The organism is Streptomyces sp. QH1-20, assembly GCF_041283565.1.
Taxonomy (GTDB): Bacteria; Actinomycetota; Actinomycetes; order Streptomycetales; family Streptomycetaceae; genus Streptomyces; species Streptomyces syringius.
In genome coordinates this window covers 6,499,096-6,514,830 of sequence record NZ_CP166299.1, presented here as the reverse complement: position 1 = coordinate 6,514,830, position 15,735 = coordinate 6,499,096, and the positions used below count along the sequence as shown (strand labels likewise).

Sequence of the window (15,735 nt, the reverse complement as noted above, 5' to 3'; positions counted from 1 at the left end):
TGCCCGATCAGGGGGTGGGGTGGGGCGGACTGCTCGAACCGGTCGGCGGTCCGCCCCGGCACAGCCATACGGACGCGTGTTACGTTCCCCACATGTCCCAGCCCGTAAAGCCCGCTCGACCGTCGCGCCCGGCCAAGAAGGAGTCACCGGAAGGCTCCGAGAGCACCGGCACCCGCCGTGCCGCGGCCCAGCGACTCACCATGCGCCGCAAACTCGCGGCGGCCGCCATGGAGTTGTTCGCGACGAAGGGCTACGAGGCGACGACCGTCGACGAGATCGCGGCCGCGGCCGGTGTCGCCCGCCGCACCTTCTTCCGCCACTTCCGTTCCAAGGAAGAGGCCATCTTCCCCGACCACGACGACACGCTCGTACGGGCCGCGGGGGTGCTGGACGCCGCGCCGCCGCAGGAGAACCCGCTGGACACCGTCTGCCGGGGCATCAAGGAGGTCATGCGGATGTACGCGGCCTCTCCCGCCGTGTCCGTCGAGCGCTACCGCCTCACCCGCGAGGTGCCCGCCCTGCGGGAGCGCGAGATCGCCTCGGTGGCCCGCTACGAGCGGCTGTTCACCCGGTACCTTCTCGGCCATTTCGACGAGGGCGCCCACCATGTGGGCGACGACGATCCGCTGCTCGCGGAGGTCGCCGCCTCGGCCGTGGTCACCGCGCACAACCATGTGCTGCGGCGCTGGCTGCGCGGCGGCGGTGAGGGCGATGTGGAGGCCCAGCTCGATCACGCCTTCGCCATCGTGCGGGACACCTTCGGCTCGGGCATCGGCGCCGGGCGCACCACCTCGGCGGGCACCCCGGCGAGCGGGCCGGCCGCGACGGCGCGGACCGCGGGTGCCGAGGGCGAGGTGCTGGTCACGGTGGCCCGTACGGACGCCCCGCTCGACGAGGTGATGCGCGCGATCGAGAAGGCGCTCAAGAAGAAGAGCTGACGCGCTTTCCCGCCCACCCGTCCCGCTCCCGGTCCCGCACGTCCGCCCGGATAGCCACAGCGGGCATTTCCCGCACAATCACCACAAAGGCCGCCCTTCGGGGCGGCCTTTGTCGGTTGTCGTGTGGCTCATCGTTGCTCATACGTGCCCTGTGGATGACATCTGAGAGAAATTGTTGGCACCCAGTGTCTTGTCCAGTGGCACGCGGTGCCATACCTTGTGGGTGTCCGGGCGGCCGGCGCGTCAGACACAACCGTCGCGCGTCGGCTGTCCCCACAAGCACCTTGTGCGCCCGGACGCCTGCGTCACAGGCTCCCCAGTCACCGCTGGGCGATACCGCAAGCGCTCACCCGCGCAGCCGAGCACCACCCGCCGAACCGACGGCACCGCCTCTGCACCACCCCCGACGTTCCCTCAAGCCGTTCCCACGACGTGCTTCGCCGGAGGCCACACCGTGAACCACATACTGGACGCGATTCTCGCGTCGACAGCGTCCGACAGCGGCTCCGCCGCGGTCACAGCCGAAGACTTCGCCGCCCTGCCCCTCCCCGAGTCCTACCGCGCGGTGACCGTGCACAAGGACGAGGCCGAGATGTTCGCCGGCCTCTCCACCCGGGAGAAGGATCCGCGCAAGTCCCTGCACGTCGAAGAGGTGCCGGTGCCCGAACTGGGCCCGGGCGAGGCCCTGGTGGCCGTCATGGCCAGCTCGGTGAACTACAACTCCGTCTGGACCTCGATCTTCGAGCCCGTCTCCACCTTCGCCTTCCTCGAGCGCTACGGGAAGCTGTCCCCGCTCGCCAAGCGGCACGACCTGCCGTACCACGTCATCGGCTCCGACCTGGCGGGCGTGGTGCTGCGCACCGGCCCCGGCGTCAACGCCTGGAAGCCCGGGGACGAGGTCGTCGCGCACTGTCTGTCCGTCGAGCTGGAGTCCGCCGACGGGCACAACGACACGATGCTCGACCCCGAGCAGCGCATCTGGGGCTTCGAGACCAACTTCGGCGGTCTGGCCGAGATCGCGCTCGTGAAGTCCAATCAGCTGATGCCCAAGCCCCGCCACCTCAGCTGGGAGGAGGCCGCGGCCCCCGGGCTGGTCAACTCGACCGCGTACCGGCAGCTCGTCTCCCGCAACGGCGCCGGGATGAAGCAGGGCGACAACGTCCTGATCTGGGGCGCCAGCGGCGGACTCGGCAGCTACGCCACGCAGTTCGCGCTGGCCGGCGGCGCCAATCCGATCTGTGTGGTCTCCAGCCCGGAGAAGGCCGAGATCTGCCGGGCCATGGGCGCCGAGGCGGTCATCGACCGCAACGCCGAGGGCTACCGGTTCTGGAAGGACGAGCACCACCAGGACCAGCGCGAATGGAAGCGCTTCGGCAAGCGGATCCGCGAACTGACCGGCGGCGAGGACGTCGACATCGTCTTCGAGCACCCGGGCCGCGAGACCTTCGGCGCGTCGGTGTACGTCACCCGCAAGGGCGGCACGATCGTCACCTGCGCCTCGACCTCGGGCTACAACCACGAGTACGACAACCGCTACTTGTGGATGTCGCTGAAGAAGATCGTGGGCTCGCACTTCGCCAACTACCGCGAGGCCTGGGAGGCCAACCGCCTCATCGCCAAGGGGAAGATCCACCCCACCCTCTCCAGGACCTACACCCTGGCGGAGACCGGGCAGGCCGCGTACGACGTGCACCGCAACCTCCACCAGGGCAAGGTCGGCGTGCTCGCGCTGGCCCCCGAGGAGGGCATGGGCGTGCGCGACCCGGAGATGCGTGAACAGCACATCGAAGCCATCAACCGCTTCAGGAACGTCTGAACCCCGCACAGCCGAATCCGCGCCGTCCGAATCATCGAAAGCCGAACACCACATGACTGAGCGTCAGAAGGATCGTCCGTGGCTGATGCGGACCTACGCCGGGCACTCCACGGCCGAGGCGTCCAATCAGCTCTACCGACGCAACCTCGCCAAGGGCCAGACCGGTCTGTCGGTCGCGTTCGACCTCCCGACGCAGACCGGTTACGACCCCGACCACATCCTCGCCCGCGGCGAGGTCGGGCGGGTCGGGGTGCCGGTCTCCCATCTCGGGGACATGCGGCGGCTGTTCCAGGACATCCCCCTGGAGCAGATGAACACCTCCATGACCATCAACGCCACGGCCATGTGGCTGCTGGCGATGTACCAGGTGGTCGCGGAGGAGCAGGGCGCCGACGTCACCAAGCTCTCCGGGACGACGCAGAACGACATCGTCAAGGAGTACCTCTCGCGCGGGACGCACGTCTTCCCGCCGGGGCCGAGTCTCCGGCTGACGACGGACATGATCACCTACACGGTGAACCACATCCCCAAGTGGAACCCGATCAACATCTGCAGCTATCACCTGCAGGAGGCCGGGGCCACACCGGTCCAGGAGATCTCGTACGCCATGTCCACGGCGATCGCCGTGCTCGACGCGGTGTTCGCCTCCGGTCAGGTCCCCGAGGAGCGCAAGGGCGATGTCGTCGCCCGGATCTCCTTCTTCGTCAACGCCGGGGTCCGGTTCGTCGAGGAGATGTGCAAGATGCGCGCCTTCGGCCGCATCTGGGACCAGGTCACCCGGGAGCGGTACGGCATCGAGAACCCCAAGCAGCGCCGCTTCCGCTACGGCGTCCAGGTCAACTCCCTGGGGCTGACCGAGGCGCAGCCGGAGAACAACGTCCAGCGCATCGTTTTGGAGATGCTGGCCGTCACCCTCTCCAAGGACGCCCGCGCCCGGGCCGTGCAGCTGCCCGCCTGGAACGAGGCGCTGGGCCTGCCGCGGCCCTGGGACCAGCAGTGGTCCCTGCGCATCCAGCAGGTCCTCGCGCACGAGAGCGATCTGCTGGAGTACGAGGACATCTTCGCCGGGTCGCACGTCATCGAGGCCAAGGTGGCCGCGCTGGTCACCGAGTGCCTGGCGGAGATGGCGCGGATCGAGGAGATGGGCGGCGCGATGGCGGCCGTCGAGTCCGGCTATCTGAAGTCCCGGCTGGTCTCCTCGCACGCCGAGCGGCGGGCCCGGATCGAGGCCGGCGAGGAGAAGATCGTCGGGGTCAACTGCTACGAGTCCACCGAGCCCAACCCGCTCACCGCCGATCTCGACGCCGCGATCATGACGGTCGACCCGGCGAACGAGGCGCGTGTGGTGACGGGTCTGCACTCCTGGCGTGACAACCGCGACGAGGGCCGGGCGCAGGAGTCGCTGTCGGCGCTGAAGAAGGCGGCGGCGGGCTCGGAGAACCTGATGACGGCCACGCTGGAGTGCGTACGCGCCGGTGTGACGACCGGGGAGTGGTCCTGGGCCCTGCGGGACGTCTTCGGCGAGTTCCGGGCTCCCACGGGCGTCAGCAGCGCCCCGGTGGCGGTCACCGCCGAGGCCGGCACCCCGCTCGCCGTGGTCCGCGAGAAGGTGGCCCGGACCGCCGACGAGCTGGGCAGCGGCAAGCTGCGCCTGCTGGTGGGCAAGCCGGGCCTGGACGGGCACTCCAACGGCGCCGAGCAGATCGCCGTACGGGCGCGCGACGCCGGCTTCGAGGTGGTCTACCAGGGCATCCGGCTCACCCCGGAGCAGATCGTCTCGGCGGCCGTCGCCGAGGACGTGCACTGCGTGGGCCTGTCGATCCTCTCCGGCTCGCACGCCGAGCTGGTGCCGGACGTACTGGCCCGGCTGCGGGCCACCGGTGCCGACGACATGCCCGTGATCGTCGGTGGCATCATCCCCTCGGCCGACGCCACCGCCCTGCGGGCGGCCGGTGTCGCGGCCGTCTTCACACCCAAGGACTTCGGAATCACGGAGATCATCGGCCGTATCGTCGACGAGATCCGGAAAGCGAACAAGCTCGACCCTCTGGAGGTCTCCGCATGACTGGTATTGCCGCCGGCCCCGTCAACCGCCTGCGTCCGCGCCGCTCCTGCCTCGCCGTCCCCGGCAGCAACCCGCGCTTCCTGGAGAAGGCCCAGGGGCTGCCCGCCGACCAGGTCTTCCTGGACCTGGAGGACGCCTGCGCCCCGCTGGCCAAGGAGGGCGCCCGGCACACGATCGTCGACGCGCTCAACAACGGCGACTGGACGGGCAAGACCAGGGTCGTCCGGGTCAACGACTGGACCACGCACTGGACGTACCGGGACGTCATCACCGTCGTCGAGGGGGCCGGGCCGAACCTCGACTGCATCATGCTGCCGAAGGTGCAGGACGCCCAGCAGATCGTCTCCCTCGACCTGCTGCTGACGCAGATCGAGAAGACCATGGGCTTCGAGGTCGGGCGCATCGGCATCGAGGCGCAGATCGAGAACGCCAAGGGCCTGGTGAACGTCGACGACATCGCCGCCGCCTCGCCGCGCCTGGAGACCATCGTCTTCGGCCCGGCCGACTTCATGGCCTCCATCAACATGAAGTCCCTGGTCGTCGGCGAGCAGCCGCCCGGCTACTCCGCGGACGCCTATCACTACATCCTCATGCGGATCCTGATGGCGGCCCGCGCCAACGACCTCCAGGCGATCGACGGCCCGTACCTGCAGATCCGCAACGAGGACGGCTACCGCGAGGTCGCCGGGCGCGCGGCGGCGCTGGGCTTCGACGGCAAGTGGGTGCTCCACCCGGGCCAGGTCGAGCTGGCCAACGAGGTCTTCTCCCCCTCGCAGGAGGACTACGACCACGCCGAGCTGATCCTCGACGCGTACGACTACTGCACGTCCGAGGCCGGCGGCAAGAAGGGCTCGGCGATGCTCGGCGACGAGATGATCGACGAGGCCAGCCGGAAGATGGCGCTCGTCGTCGCGGGCAAGGGCCGCGCGGCCGGTATGACCCGTCACTCCAAGTTCGAGATCCCGGAGGCGTGAGCATCATGCAGTTCGGCCGCACCTTCGAGGAGTTCACCGTCGGCGATGTGTACAAGCACTGGCCCGGCAAGACGGTCACCGAATACGACGACCACCTTTTCTGTCTGCTCACGATGAATCATCACCCGCTGCACATGGATGCCAACTACGCGGAGAAGACGACCGATTTCGGCCGGAACGTCGTGGTGGGCAATTACGTCTACTCGCTGCTGCTGGGCATGTCCGTCCCCGATGTCTCGGGCAAGGCGATCGCCAATCTGGAGGTCGAGTCGCTGAAGCACATCGCGCCGACCTTCCACGGCGACACGATCTACGGCGAGACGACCGTGCTGGACAAGACGCCGTCGAAGTCCAAGAGCGACCGCGGCATCGTCTACGTCGAGACCAGGGGCTACAAGCAGGACGGCACCGTCGTCTGCGTCTTCCGGCGCAAGGTGATGGTCCCCACCGCCACGTACATCAAGGAGCGCGGCGGGGAACAGCCCGGCCGCCCCGAGCCGATCGTCCGGGAGAAGTGAGATGGGCCGCCTCGCGCAGACCGACGGACTGACGGACATCCAGCGGGAAATCCTCGCCACCGTCCGTGAATTCGTCGACAAAGAGATCATCCCGGTCGCGACCGAGCTGGAGCACCGTGACGAATACCCGACGCGCATAGTCGAGGGCCTCAAGGAACTCGGGCTGTTCGGCCTGATGATCCCGGAGGAGTACGGCGGCCTCGGTGAGTCCCTTCTCACATACGCGTTGTGCGTGGAGGAGATCGCCCGCGGCTGGATGAGTGTGTCCGGGATCATCAACACCCACTTCATCGTCGCGTACATGCTCAAGCAGCACGGCACCCAGGAGCAGCGGGAGTACTTCCTGCCGCGGATGGCCACCGGCGATGTCCGGGGCGCCTTCTCGATGTCGGAACCGGGTCTCGGCTCGGATGTGTCGGCAATCACATCCAAGGGCGTGCGCGACGGGGACGACTACGTCCTGAACGGCCAGAAGATGTGGCTCACCAACGGCGGCTCCTCGACCCTGGTCGCGGTGCTGTGCCGGACGGACGAGGGCCACCCCGAGGGCACCGCCCCGCACAAGTCGATGACCACCTTCCTGATCGAGAAGGAGCCGGGATTCGGCCAGGTCAAGCCGGGGCTGACCATTCCCGGCAAGATCGACAAGATGGGCTACAAGGGCGTCGACACCACCGAGCTGATCATGGACGGACTGCGCATTCCGGCCGATCGGGTGCTCGGCGGGGCCACCGGCCGGGGCTTCTACCAGATGATGGACGGCGTCGAGGTGGGGCGGGTGAACGTCGCGGCGCGTGGTTGCGGCGTCGCTCAGCGCGCTTTCGAGCTGGGCGTCTCGTACGCGCAGCAACGTCACACTTTCGGAAAACCGATCGCCCAACATCAGGCCATTCAATTCAAACTGGCCGAAATGGGGACAAAGGTCGAAGCGGCGCATGCGATGATGGTGAATGCGGCCCGGAAGAAGGACTCGGGTCAGCGCAACGACCTCGAAGCAGGAATGGCCAAGTACCTGGCCTCCGAGTACTGCAAGGAGGTAGTCGAAGACGCCTTCCGTATCCACGGCGGCTACGGCTTCTCCAAGGAGTACGAGATCGAGCGCCTCTACCGTGAGGCGCCGATGCTGCTGATCGGTGAAGGTACCGCCGAGATCCAGAAAATGATCATCGGCCGCCGGCTACTCGAGGAGTACCGAATCCAGGGATAAATGTCCGGTTAGGGGTGTTTTGTTAGAGAAGAAGATCACACCCTGTCATCGGCGTTCGGCCACGGACTGGCCCTGGCGCTTGCCCAGTTGCCGCCCGCAACCGATACCATCCCCGGAAAGCCGCCGTCCCCCAATCGTTACGCGGCACCCTCCGCCACGAAGGTCATCCATGCCCCACAGCTCTTCCTCTGCACCACGCGGCCGCGTCCGCCTTGCGCGCGGAGCATCGCCGTGGCTCCTCCCGACCGTCGCCACCGCGGCGGTCAGCCTCACCCGCGCCCGGCGCTCCGGTCGCTGGGCGGCGCTGGCCGTGCCCACCACCGCGCTCGCGGCGGGCATGCTGTGGTTCTTCCGCGACCCCGAGCGCGAGATCACGCGCGGGCGAGTCATCTCCCCTGCCGACGGCGTGGTGCAGAGCATCATGCCGTGGAAGGACGGGCGCACCCGCGTCGCGATCTTCATGAGCCCGCTGAACGTCCACGTCAACCGTGCGCCGCTGGCCGGCACGGTGACGTCCGTGGAGCACATCCCCGGCGGGTTCATCCCGGCGTTCAACAAGGAGAGCGAGAACAACGAGCGCGTCGTCTGGCACTTCGACACCGAGCTCGGTGACATCGAGATGGTGCAGATCGCCGGCGCCGTCGCCCGTCGCATCGTTCCCTACGTGCCCCAGGACACGAAGGTGGAGCAGGGCGAACGGATCGGCCTGATCCGGTTCGGCTCGCGCGTCGACATCTACCTCCCGGAGGGTGTCGAGGTCGCGGTCGAGGTCGGCCAGGCCACCACGGCAGGGGTGACACGCCTTGACCGTGATTGATCCGGAGACACAGACCTCCTGGGTGCCCGAGGTGGAGGCCGACGACACGGACGACATGCCGCTGTCGACCCGGCTGTCAATAGCGGACACCCTCACGCTGGGTAACGCGATCTGTGGCTTCATGGCGGTGTACTTCACCACCACCGGCGTCCTCATCCCGCATCTGACGGGCAACGAGGACGGCGGCATGGCCCGCCACAGCGCGGCCACCGCGGTGATACTGATGCTCCTCGCATCGGTCTTCGACCTGTTCGACGGGCTCGTGGCGCGCAAGCTCCGCAGCTCGGCGATGGGCGCGGAGCTGGACAACCTCTCCGACCTGATCAGCTTCGGGCTGGCGCCCGCGTACTTCGTGGTCGTGTGGGGCATGGTCGCCGACGACGCGCACCAGCGGGTCTCGGCGGTGGCGGCGATCGTGGTGCTGCTCGCGGTCGTCCTGCGACTGGCGCGCTTCTCGTGCGTCCAGCTGCGGGACGGGATCTTCCAGGGGATGCCGAGTCCCTTCGGGGCGCTGACGGTGGTCTCGATCGTGCTCCTGGAGCTGCCCTTCATCCCGACGCTGCTCGCGATCGTGGGTGTGGCGTGGCTGATGGTGAGCCGGGTCGAGTACCCCAAGCCGCGGGGCCGTCTGGCGGTGGCGATGCTCAGCTGGATCATGCTCAGCATGGGCCTGCTGGCCGCGTGGGCCTTCGACGCCCCCGGCGGCGAGCTGCTCCTGCAGACCGGCTGCGCCCTCCAGGTCGTCCTCGGCGCGGTCATCCCGCTCTTCGCGACGGCCCGCCGGGTGAACACCTTCCGCGACAACCGCCGCGAGGCGCGAGCGGCTGCGCGGTAGCGCTTGCGGTAACCGAACAACGGCGTGGGCCCGGGCGATGTGATCGCCCGGGCCCACGCCGTTCGTCGTATTCCCGCCGCGACGGCGAACGGCCACACCCAGCGTGGTCGGCGGTGCCGAACCTGCCACGCCCCCGGCGGTACCCCACCGCGGCCGCGGACCACCGCGGTACCGGGACCGTAACCACGCAAGACAGCGGCGCCGGCCTCCGGCGGCATCGCCTGGCCGGGCAACCCCTTCCCGCCGCGACGGCGAACGGCCACACCCAGCGTGCCCGGCGGTGCCCCACCGCGGCGGCGGAACCCGTTACGACAGGAAGTCGCGAGCGATGCGCTCCGCCGTGCGTTCCAGGAGGGGGGCCGCCTCGGTCATGCAGCGGGTGGGGTCGGGGTCCAGGTCGGTCAGGGCGTAGGCGCGGCGGATGCCCGCGCGGCCGAGGGACTCCGGGGGAAGGGCCAGGCGGCCGCAGACCGCGATGACCTCCAGGCCGCGGGCGCGGGCCGCCGTCGCCACGCCCGCCGGGGCCTTGCCGTGCAGGGTCTGCTCGTCCAGCGAGCCCTCCCCCGTGATCACCAGGTCCGCCCGGTCCAGCGCCGCCGCGAAGCCCAGGACCTCCAGCATCACCTCGATGCCCGGCCGGAAGCGCGCGCCGAGTCCCACGAGCGCCCCGTACCCGAGGCCGCCCGCGGCCCCCGCGCCCGGGGCGCGCGCGTACTCGGCCGCCTGGGGGCCGAGGGCCTGTTCCAGGATCCACGCGTAGTGGGCGAGGGCCGTCTCCAGCTCCGCGACGTCACCCTCGTCGGCGCCCTTCTGCGGCGCGTACACCGCCGCGGCGCCCGTCGGCCCCGTCAGCGGGTTGTCGACGTCACTCGCGAGGGTGACGACGGTCTCCGCCAGGCGCGGGTCCAGCCCGGAGAAGTCCGCGGTCACCAGTCCGGCCAGCGGTCCGCCGCCCGGGGTGAGCGGCTGCCCGTCCGCGGCGAGGAAGCGGGCGCCGAGCGCCGAGAGCATGCCGGCTCCGCCATCCGTGGTGGCGCTGCCGCCGACGCCGAGGACGATACGGCGGGCGCCCGCGTCCAGCGCCGCCCGCAGCAGCTCGCCGGTGCCGTACGTGGTGGCCGTGAGCGGGGCCCAGACGCCCTCCGGGAGGTGCCGCAGGCCCGAGGCCTCCGCCATCTCCACCACGGCCGTCTCGCCGCGCAGCGCGTACGCCGCGTCGACCGGGGCCCCCAGCGGCCCGCTGACGTGCTTCTGACGGCGCTCGAAGCCCGCCGCGAGGGCCGCCTCGACCGTGCCGTCCCCGCCGTCGGCGACCGGGAGCGACTCGACGGTCAGTCCGGGCACCGCGCGCCGTAGTCCGGCCGTGATGTGCTCGGCGACCTGTACGGCCGTGAGCGAGCCCTTGAACTTGTCCGGGGCGATCAGCACCCGCGGAAGCGCCCCCTCGGCGCCGCTCGCGGCCCTCGCACCGGCGGGCACGGGGTCCGGCGCCGTTGCGGCGTCCGTGTCCGCCGGCCGTCCCACCGAGGCGGTCATCGTCGGTCCGGGCCGGTCGCCGGCGTCCGTTCCGGTCGTCCTCGCAGCGTCTGCCACCTTGCATCCCCTGTTCTCCGGGCCTGCTCGCGCACAGGCAGTCGCGCCGCAGCGACCCTACCCGGCGGCATATGGCGTTGCCCATGCCCTCGGGCGGCGTGCCAGGCCGCCCAATTGGGACTGTCCCGGCCATAGTGGGGCGTCATGAGCACCGACGCATCCGAGTCGCCCGGCTCGACCCCGCCGTCCGGCCCGTCCGAGCCCCCGCGGGACGGCCCACCGCAGGACGGGCCCCCCGATCTCGCCGTCGTCGCCATCGGGGGCGCCGCGGTCCTGGCGGTGGTGGGCTGGGCCGCGCTCGGCAAGCACTCGTTCGACAGTGTGTCGTCGTCCGCCCTGAGCTGGGTGCTGTCGAACTTCGCCTGGCTGTTCGTGATCGCGGCCGATGTCTTCCTCGTGCTGTGCGTGGTCATCGCCGCGAGCCGGTTCGGCCGGATCCGGCTGGGCAAGGACGACGACCGGCCGGAATTCGGCAGCCTCGCGTGGATCGCGATGATGTTCAGCGCCGGCATGGGCATCGGCCTGATGTTCTACGGGGTCGGCGAGCCGCTCCAGCACTTCGTCTCGCCGCCGCCCGGCAGCGGTGTCCCCGCCGGGACCCCCGCCGCGGCCCGGACGGCGCTGGAGTACTCGTTCTTCCACTGGACCCTGCACCCGTGGGCCATCTACGGGATGGCCGGCCTCGCGCTCGCCTACGCCGGCTTCCGCAAGGGCCGCGGCAACCGGCTCAGCTCGGCGTTCGTACCGCTGCTCGGGCAGCGGCGGGCGGACGGCTGGCCGGGCCGGGCCATCGATCTGCTGGCCGTCTTCGCGACGGTGTTCGGGACGGCGACCAGCCTCGGCCTGGGCGCGCTCCAGGTGTCGAAGGGCCTGAACATCACGACCGGCGTCGAGGACTCCACCGCCCTGGAGCTGATCATCATCGCGGGGCTGTCGGGCGCCTTCGTCCTGTCCGCCTTCTCCGGGCTGCACAAGGGCGTGAAGTGGCTGAGCACGATCAATATCCTGCTCGCCGCGTGTCTGATGCTCTTCGTCTTCCTCCTCGGGCCGACGGTCAACATCCTCAACACCATCCCCGCGGCCGCCGGCGGCTATCTGCACGACCTGCTCGTACTGGCGACGCGCACCGGGGCGTTCACGGACTCGAAGTGGCTCGGCGCGTGGACGATCTTCTACTGGGCGTGGTGGCTGTCGTGGGCCCCGTTCGTGGGCACGTTCATCGCCCGCATCTCGCGCGGCCGCACGATCCGCGAGTTCCTCGTCGGCGTCCTGCTGGTGCCCAGCGGCGCGACGGTGGTGTGGTTCTGCGTCATGGGCGGCAGCGCGCTGCGCCTGGACATGACCGGCGCGGCGGACATGGCGGGGACGGTCGCGGACGGCGCGGAGGCGTCGATGTTCGCGCTGCTGGACACCCTGCCGCTGGCCACGCTCGTGTCGTGGGTGGCGATGCTGCTGGTGATGACGTACTTCATCACCAGCGCGGACTCCGCGTCGCTGGTGATGGGCTCGCTCTCCAGCCGGGGCGCGCTGCACCCGCGCACCTGGCTCGTGGTGACCTGGGGGGTGCTCATGGCGGCGGTCGCCGCCGTGCTGCTGGTGGCCGGCGGGCTCGGCTCCCTGCAGTCGGCGACGATCCTGGTCGCGCTGCCGTTCGTGCTGGTGATGCTGGCGCTGTGCTGGTCGCTGCTGACGGAGCTGCGCGCGGACCCGGGCGCGGGTCCCGCCCGTCATCACGCGGCGCACGGGCTGCGGGACGCGATGCGCACGATGATCGGCGAGGCGATCACCGAGCAGGGCCCGACCCGGCACCCCCGGCTGCGCCGGGTCGCGGAGAGCGTCCGCGGCCGCGACGACACCGAGGGCGGCCCCCGGGCCTAGGGGCGGGCCTGGTGGATCTTGCCGGGCTCAGAACAGCTCGTCCTGCACGGACGGTTCGGCCGTGCCGCGCTCGAAGTCCAGCAGGCGGCGCTTGCGGTCCAGGCCGCCGCCGTAGCCGGTGAGGCTGCCGTTCGCACCGATGACGCGGTGGCAGGGGACGATGATGCTGATGGGGTTCTTGCCGTTCGCGAGCCCGACCGCGCGGGACGCGCCCGGTGCCCCGATGCGCTCCGCGAGTTCACCGTAGGAGAGCGTCTCACCGAAGGCGATCTGCTGGAGACCGTCCCAGACGCGGCGCTGGAAGGGCGTGCCGTCCTGGTGCAGCGGGAGGTCGAAGGTGGTGGACGCACCGGTGAAGTAGGCCTCCAGTTGGCGCACCACCTCGGGGAAGGGCGTGCCGTCCCGCTCGCCGAAGGTCTCCACGGGCGGCTGGTGCCGGTGGTCGGTCATATAGACACCCGACAGGAGGCCATCGGTCGCGACGAGGGTGAGCGGGCCGTAGGGGCTGTCGATGAGGGTGTGGACGCGGGTCATGGGGAGCGATTCCGTTCAGGGGGCGGGTGGGCAGGGGACGGCCTAGGCCGGTCAGGCCGCGGGCATGCGGGCCGCCGCGTGGTCGTCGGCCGACCACAGGTACTGGACGGCGTACGCGCGCCAGGGCCGCCATGCGGCGGCGTGCCGGGTGAGCGCCCCGGGCGTGGCGGGCAGGCCCGCGGTGGCCGCGGCGCGCCGTACGCCGAGGTCCGTGGGGATGAAGGCGTCGGGGTCGCCGAGGGCCCGCATCGCGATGATCTCCGCCGTCCAGGGGCCGATGCCGGGGAGCGCGGTGAGCTGGGCGCGGGCCCGTTCCCAGTCGCTGCCGACGCCGAGGGCGAGCTCACCACCCGCGAGGGCACTGGCGACGCGGACGACCGTGGCGCGCCGCCCGGTGGGCATGGCGAGGGCGGCCGGGTCCAGGCCGGCCAGTGCCTCGGCGGTGGGGAACAGGTGGGTGAGGCCGCCGTGCGGGGTGGCCAGCGGTTCGCCGTGCGCGAGGACGAGCCGGGCGGCGAGGGTGCGGGCGGCGGCGGTCGACACCTGCTGGCCGAGCACGGCCCGTACGGCGAACTCCTCGGCGTCCACCGTGCGGGGCACCCGCCGCCCCGGCGCCTTGTCGACCAGGGGGCCGAGCAGCGGATCGGTGCGCAGCAGCGAGTCGACGGCCTCCGGGTCGGCGTCGAGGTCGAGGAGCCGGCGGCAGCGGCTGATGGCGCCCGCCAGGTCGCGCTGGTCGGAGAGGGCGAGCCGGCACTCGATGTGGTCGGGGCGCGGGCGCAGGGCGACGGTGCCGTGCCCGTAGGGCAGCCGCAGGGTGCGGTGGTAGGCGCCGTCGCGCCACTCCTCGACGCCGGGTACGGCCGTGGCGGCGAGGTGGCCGAAGAGGTTGTCGGGGTTCAGGGGCGCGCGGAAGGGCAGCCGGAGCGTCAGGACGCCGGGGGTGGCGGGGCGGGTTCCCCGGGCGGCACGGGCGCGCAGCTCGGTCGGAGCGAGCGCGAAGACCTCCCGGACGGTCTCGTTGAAGGCCCTGATGGAGGCGAACCCGGCGGCGAAGGCGACGTCCGCCATGGGCAGTTCGCTGGTCTCGATGAGGATCCGCGCCGTCTGGGCGCGCTGGGCACGGGCGAGGGCGAGGGGGCCCGCGCCCAGCTCGGCGAGGAGCTGCCGCTCGATCTGGCGGGTGCTGTAGCCCAGGCGCGCGGCGAGCCCGGGGACGCCCTCGCGGTCGACCGTGCCGTCGCCGATGAGCCGCATGGCGCGGGCGACGACGTCGGCGCGTTCGTTCCAGCGCGGTGAGCCGGGGCTGGCGTCGGGCGCGCAGCGCTTGCAGGCCCGGAAGCCGGCCTGCTGGGCGGCGGCCGCACTCGGGTAGAAGGACATGTTCCGGTCCTTCGGCGGTACGGCGGGGCAGCTCGGCCGGCAGTAGATCCGGGTGGTGAGAACGGCGGTGTAGAACCATCCGTCGAAACGGGCGTCCTTGGACCGCACGGCCCGTACGCAACGGTCGAAGTCGGTGTGCATGCGTCAAGGATCGCCGGTCCGGGGGCGTCCTGGCTCGCGGAAATCCGACATGGACGCCAGGCCGACCTCGGGGACCGTCATTCACCCGCCCCTCCTGGTGTCAACAGTGGTTGACGCCTCGCGCTTGTCATCCTAGGTTGACAGCATGGCCGGAACGGATGCGAAGGACGCGGTCGGCACCACCGAGGCCGCCATGAACGGTGATCCCCACGTGGGGTTGCGCGCCGTCGCCGCGCTGCGGCGGCTGGTCGAGCGCCTGGAGGCGCTCCAGGTCGACAGCGCGCGGCGGCAGGGCTGGTCCTGGGAGGAGATCGGGGCCGCGCTGGGTGTGAGCAGGCAGGCAGTGCACAAGAAACACGCCAGGAGGTAGCCATGTTCGAACAGTTCACCAAAGAGGCCCGGTTCGCGGTGATCCAGGCGCAGGAGGAGGCGCGCGACCTGGCCCACACGTGGATCGGCAGCGAGCACCTGCTGGTCGCCGTGGCCGCCCAGGAGGGGGCGCCGGGGGCTGCCACGCTGGCGCGGCTCGGCATCACGCCCGCCGCTTGCCGTGCGGCCCTCACCCCGGCGGGACCGCTCGGCGACGGTGACGCGGAGGCACTGCGCGCGCTGGGGATCGACCTCGACGCGGTGCGGGCCCGTGCCGAGGAGCGGTTCGGGCCCGGCGCGCTCGGCCCCCAGGAGGAGGAGCCCGCACGGACCCGGCGGAGGGGATTGCCGTTCGGCCGCAACCGGGGCGGCGCGAAGGGATCCAGGAGCCATATCCCGTTCACCCCCCGGGCCAAGAAGGCGCTTGAGCGTTCCCTGCGCGAGGCGCTGGCCCGCAAGGACCACCGCATCGGTCTCGAACATGTGCTGCTGGGCGTCCTCCACCCGGAGGACGCCGTGACAGCCGGGGTCCTGCGCAGGCTCGGCACCGATTCGGCGACCGTACGCGCCGGGCTCGTGGCCGATCTGGACCGGGCGGCGTAGGCCGCAGATGCGCGGGCGACGCGTTCGGTGCGCGGGTGCGCCCGCCGTACGGACGGCGGGTGCC

At 70.9% G+C, this 15,735-nt stretch carries 14 protein-coding genes; 11 read left to right on the top strand and 3 right to left on the bottom strand.

Translation table 11 applies throughout. The features are described from left to right. Positions 1-92: 92 nt before the first annotated feature. The 8 genes from AB8O64_RS29315 (at position 93) to pssA (ending at position 9,170) form a co-directional block, all read left to right on the top strand. Positions 93-938 carry a TetR family transcriptional regulator gene (locus tag AB8O64_RS29315; RefSeq protein ID WP_356453201.1) on the top strand — a complete coding sequence of 282 codons (846 nt, stop codon included), beginning with the start codon at positions 93-95 and terminating at the stop codon, positions 936-938. Positions 939-1,392: 454 nt separating this feature from the next. Next, positions 1,393-2,754: a crotonyl-CoA carboxylase/reductase gene (gene ccrA / locus AB8O64_RS29310; protein WP_370422377.1), complete on the top strand. Its 1,362-nt coding sequence runs from the start codon at positions 1,393-1,395 to the stop codon at positions 2,752-2,754. A gap of 52 nt (positions 2,755-2,806) precedes the next feature. Beyond that, positions 2,807-4,819 (top strand): protein meaA, encoded by a 2,013-nt coding sequence (locus AB8O64_RS29305; protein WP_370422375.1) that lies wholly within the window; start codon positions 2,807-2,809, stop codon positions 4,817-4,819. Beyond that, positions 4,816-5,793, top strand: coding sequence for a CoA ester lyase (locus AB8O64_RS29300; RefSeq protein WP_130881504.1), 978 nt, complete (start codon positions 4,816-4,818; stop codon positions 5,791-5,793). The genes AB8O64_RS29305 and AB8O64_RS29300 overlap by 4 nt, the downstream gene beginning before the upstream one ends. 5 nt (positions 5,794-5,798) lie before the next feature. After that, a complete protein-coding gene (locus tag AB8O64_RS29295; RefSeq protein ID WP_370424004.1) occupies positions 5,799-6,311 on the top strand; it encodes a MaoC family dehydratase in 513 nt (170 codons plus the stop codon). Position 6,312: 1 nt separating this feature from the next. Next, on the top strand, positions 6,313-7,518 hold the full coding sequence (locus AB8O64_RS29290) for an acyl-CoA dehydrogenase family protein (RefSeq protein ID WP_356453198.1): 1,206 nt from the start codon (positions 6,313-6,315) through the stop codon (positions 7,516-7,518). Between the two features lie 169 nt (positions 7,519-7,687). Beyond that, positions 7,688-8,335: a phosphatidylserine decarboxylase gene (locus AB8O64_RS29285; protein ID WP_130881506.1), complete on the top strand. Its 648-nt coding sequence runs from the start codon at positions 7,688-7,690 to the stop codon at positions 8,333-8,335. Continuing rightward, positions 8,322-9,170: a CDP-diacylglycerol--serine O-phosphatidyltransferase gene (gene pssA, locus AB8O64_RS29280; RefSeq protein WP_356453197.1), complete on the top strand. Its 849-nt coding sequence runs from the start codon at positions 8,322-8,324 to the stop codon at positions 9,168-9,170. Before AB8O64_RS29285 ends, pssA begins: the two co-directional genes overlap by 14 nt. Positions 9,171-9,476: 306 nt before the next feature. Here pssA and AB8O64_RS29275 read toward each other — a convergent pair whose 3' ends face one another. Further along, complete coding sequence (locus tag AB8O64_RS29275; protein WP_370424003.1) at positions 9,477-10,598, bottom strand: glycerate kinase; 1,122 nt, start codon at positions 10,596-10,598, stop codon at positions 9,477-9,479. Between the two features lie 309 nt (positions 10,599-10,907). On the opposite strand from AB8O64_RS29275, the gene AB8O64_RS29270 reads away from it, so the two are divergent. Next, on the top strand, positions 10,908-12,641 hold the full coding sequence (locus tag AB8O64_RS29270; RefSeq protein ID WP_370422373.1) for a BCCT family transporter: 1,734 nt from the start codon (positions 10,908-10,910) through the stop codon (positions 12,639-12,641). 27 nt (positions 12,642-12,668) lie between these two features. On the opposite strand, the gene AB8O64_RS29265 is transcribed toward AB8O64_RS29270, so the two are convergent. Both AB8O64_RS29265 and AB8O64_RS29260 read right to left on the bottom strand, forming a co-directional pair. After that, entirely contained in the window at positions 12,669-13,175 is a 507-nt protein-coding gene (locus AB8O64_RS29265; RefSeq protein ID WP_370422371.1) for a methylated-DNA--[protein]-cysteine S-methyltransferase, read from the bottom strand. A gap of 51 nt (positions 13,176-13,226) precedes the next feature. Then, positions 13,227-14,699: an AlkA N-terminal domain-containing protein gene (locus tag AB8O64_RS29260; RefSeq protein ID WP_370422369.1), complete on the bottom strand. Its 1,473-nt coding sequence runs from the start codon at positions 14,697-14,699 to the stop codon at positions 13,227-13,229. 145 nt (positions 14,700-14,844) lie between these two features. Here AB8O64_RS29260 and AB8O64_RS29255 point away from each other — a divergent pair, with 145 nt between their 5' ends. Then, positions 14,845-15,069, top strand: coding sequence for a hypothetical protein (locus AB8O64_RS29255; protein ID WP_207304074.1), 225 nt, complete (start codon positions 14,845-14,847; stop codon positions 15,067-15,069). 2 nt (positions 15,070-15,071) lie between these two features. After that, a complete protein-coding gene (locus AB8O64_RS29250) occupies positions 15,072-15,671 on the top strand; it encodes a Clp protease N-terminal domain-containing protein (protein WP_370422367.1) in 600 nt (199 codons plus the stop codon). Positions 15,672-15,735: the final 64 nt, after the last annotated feature.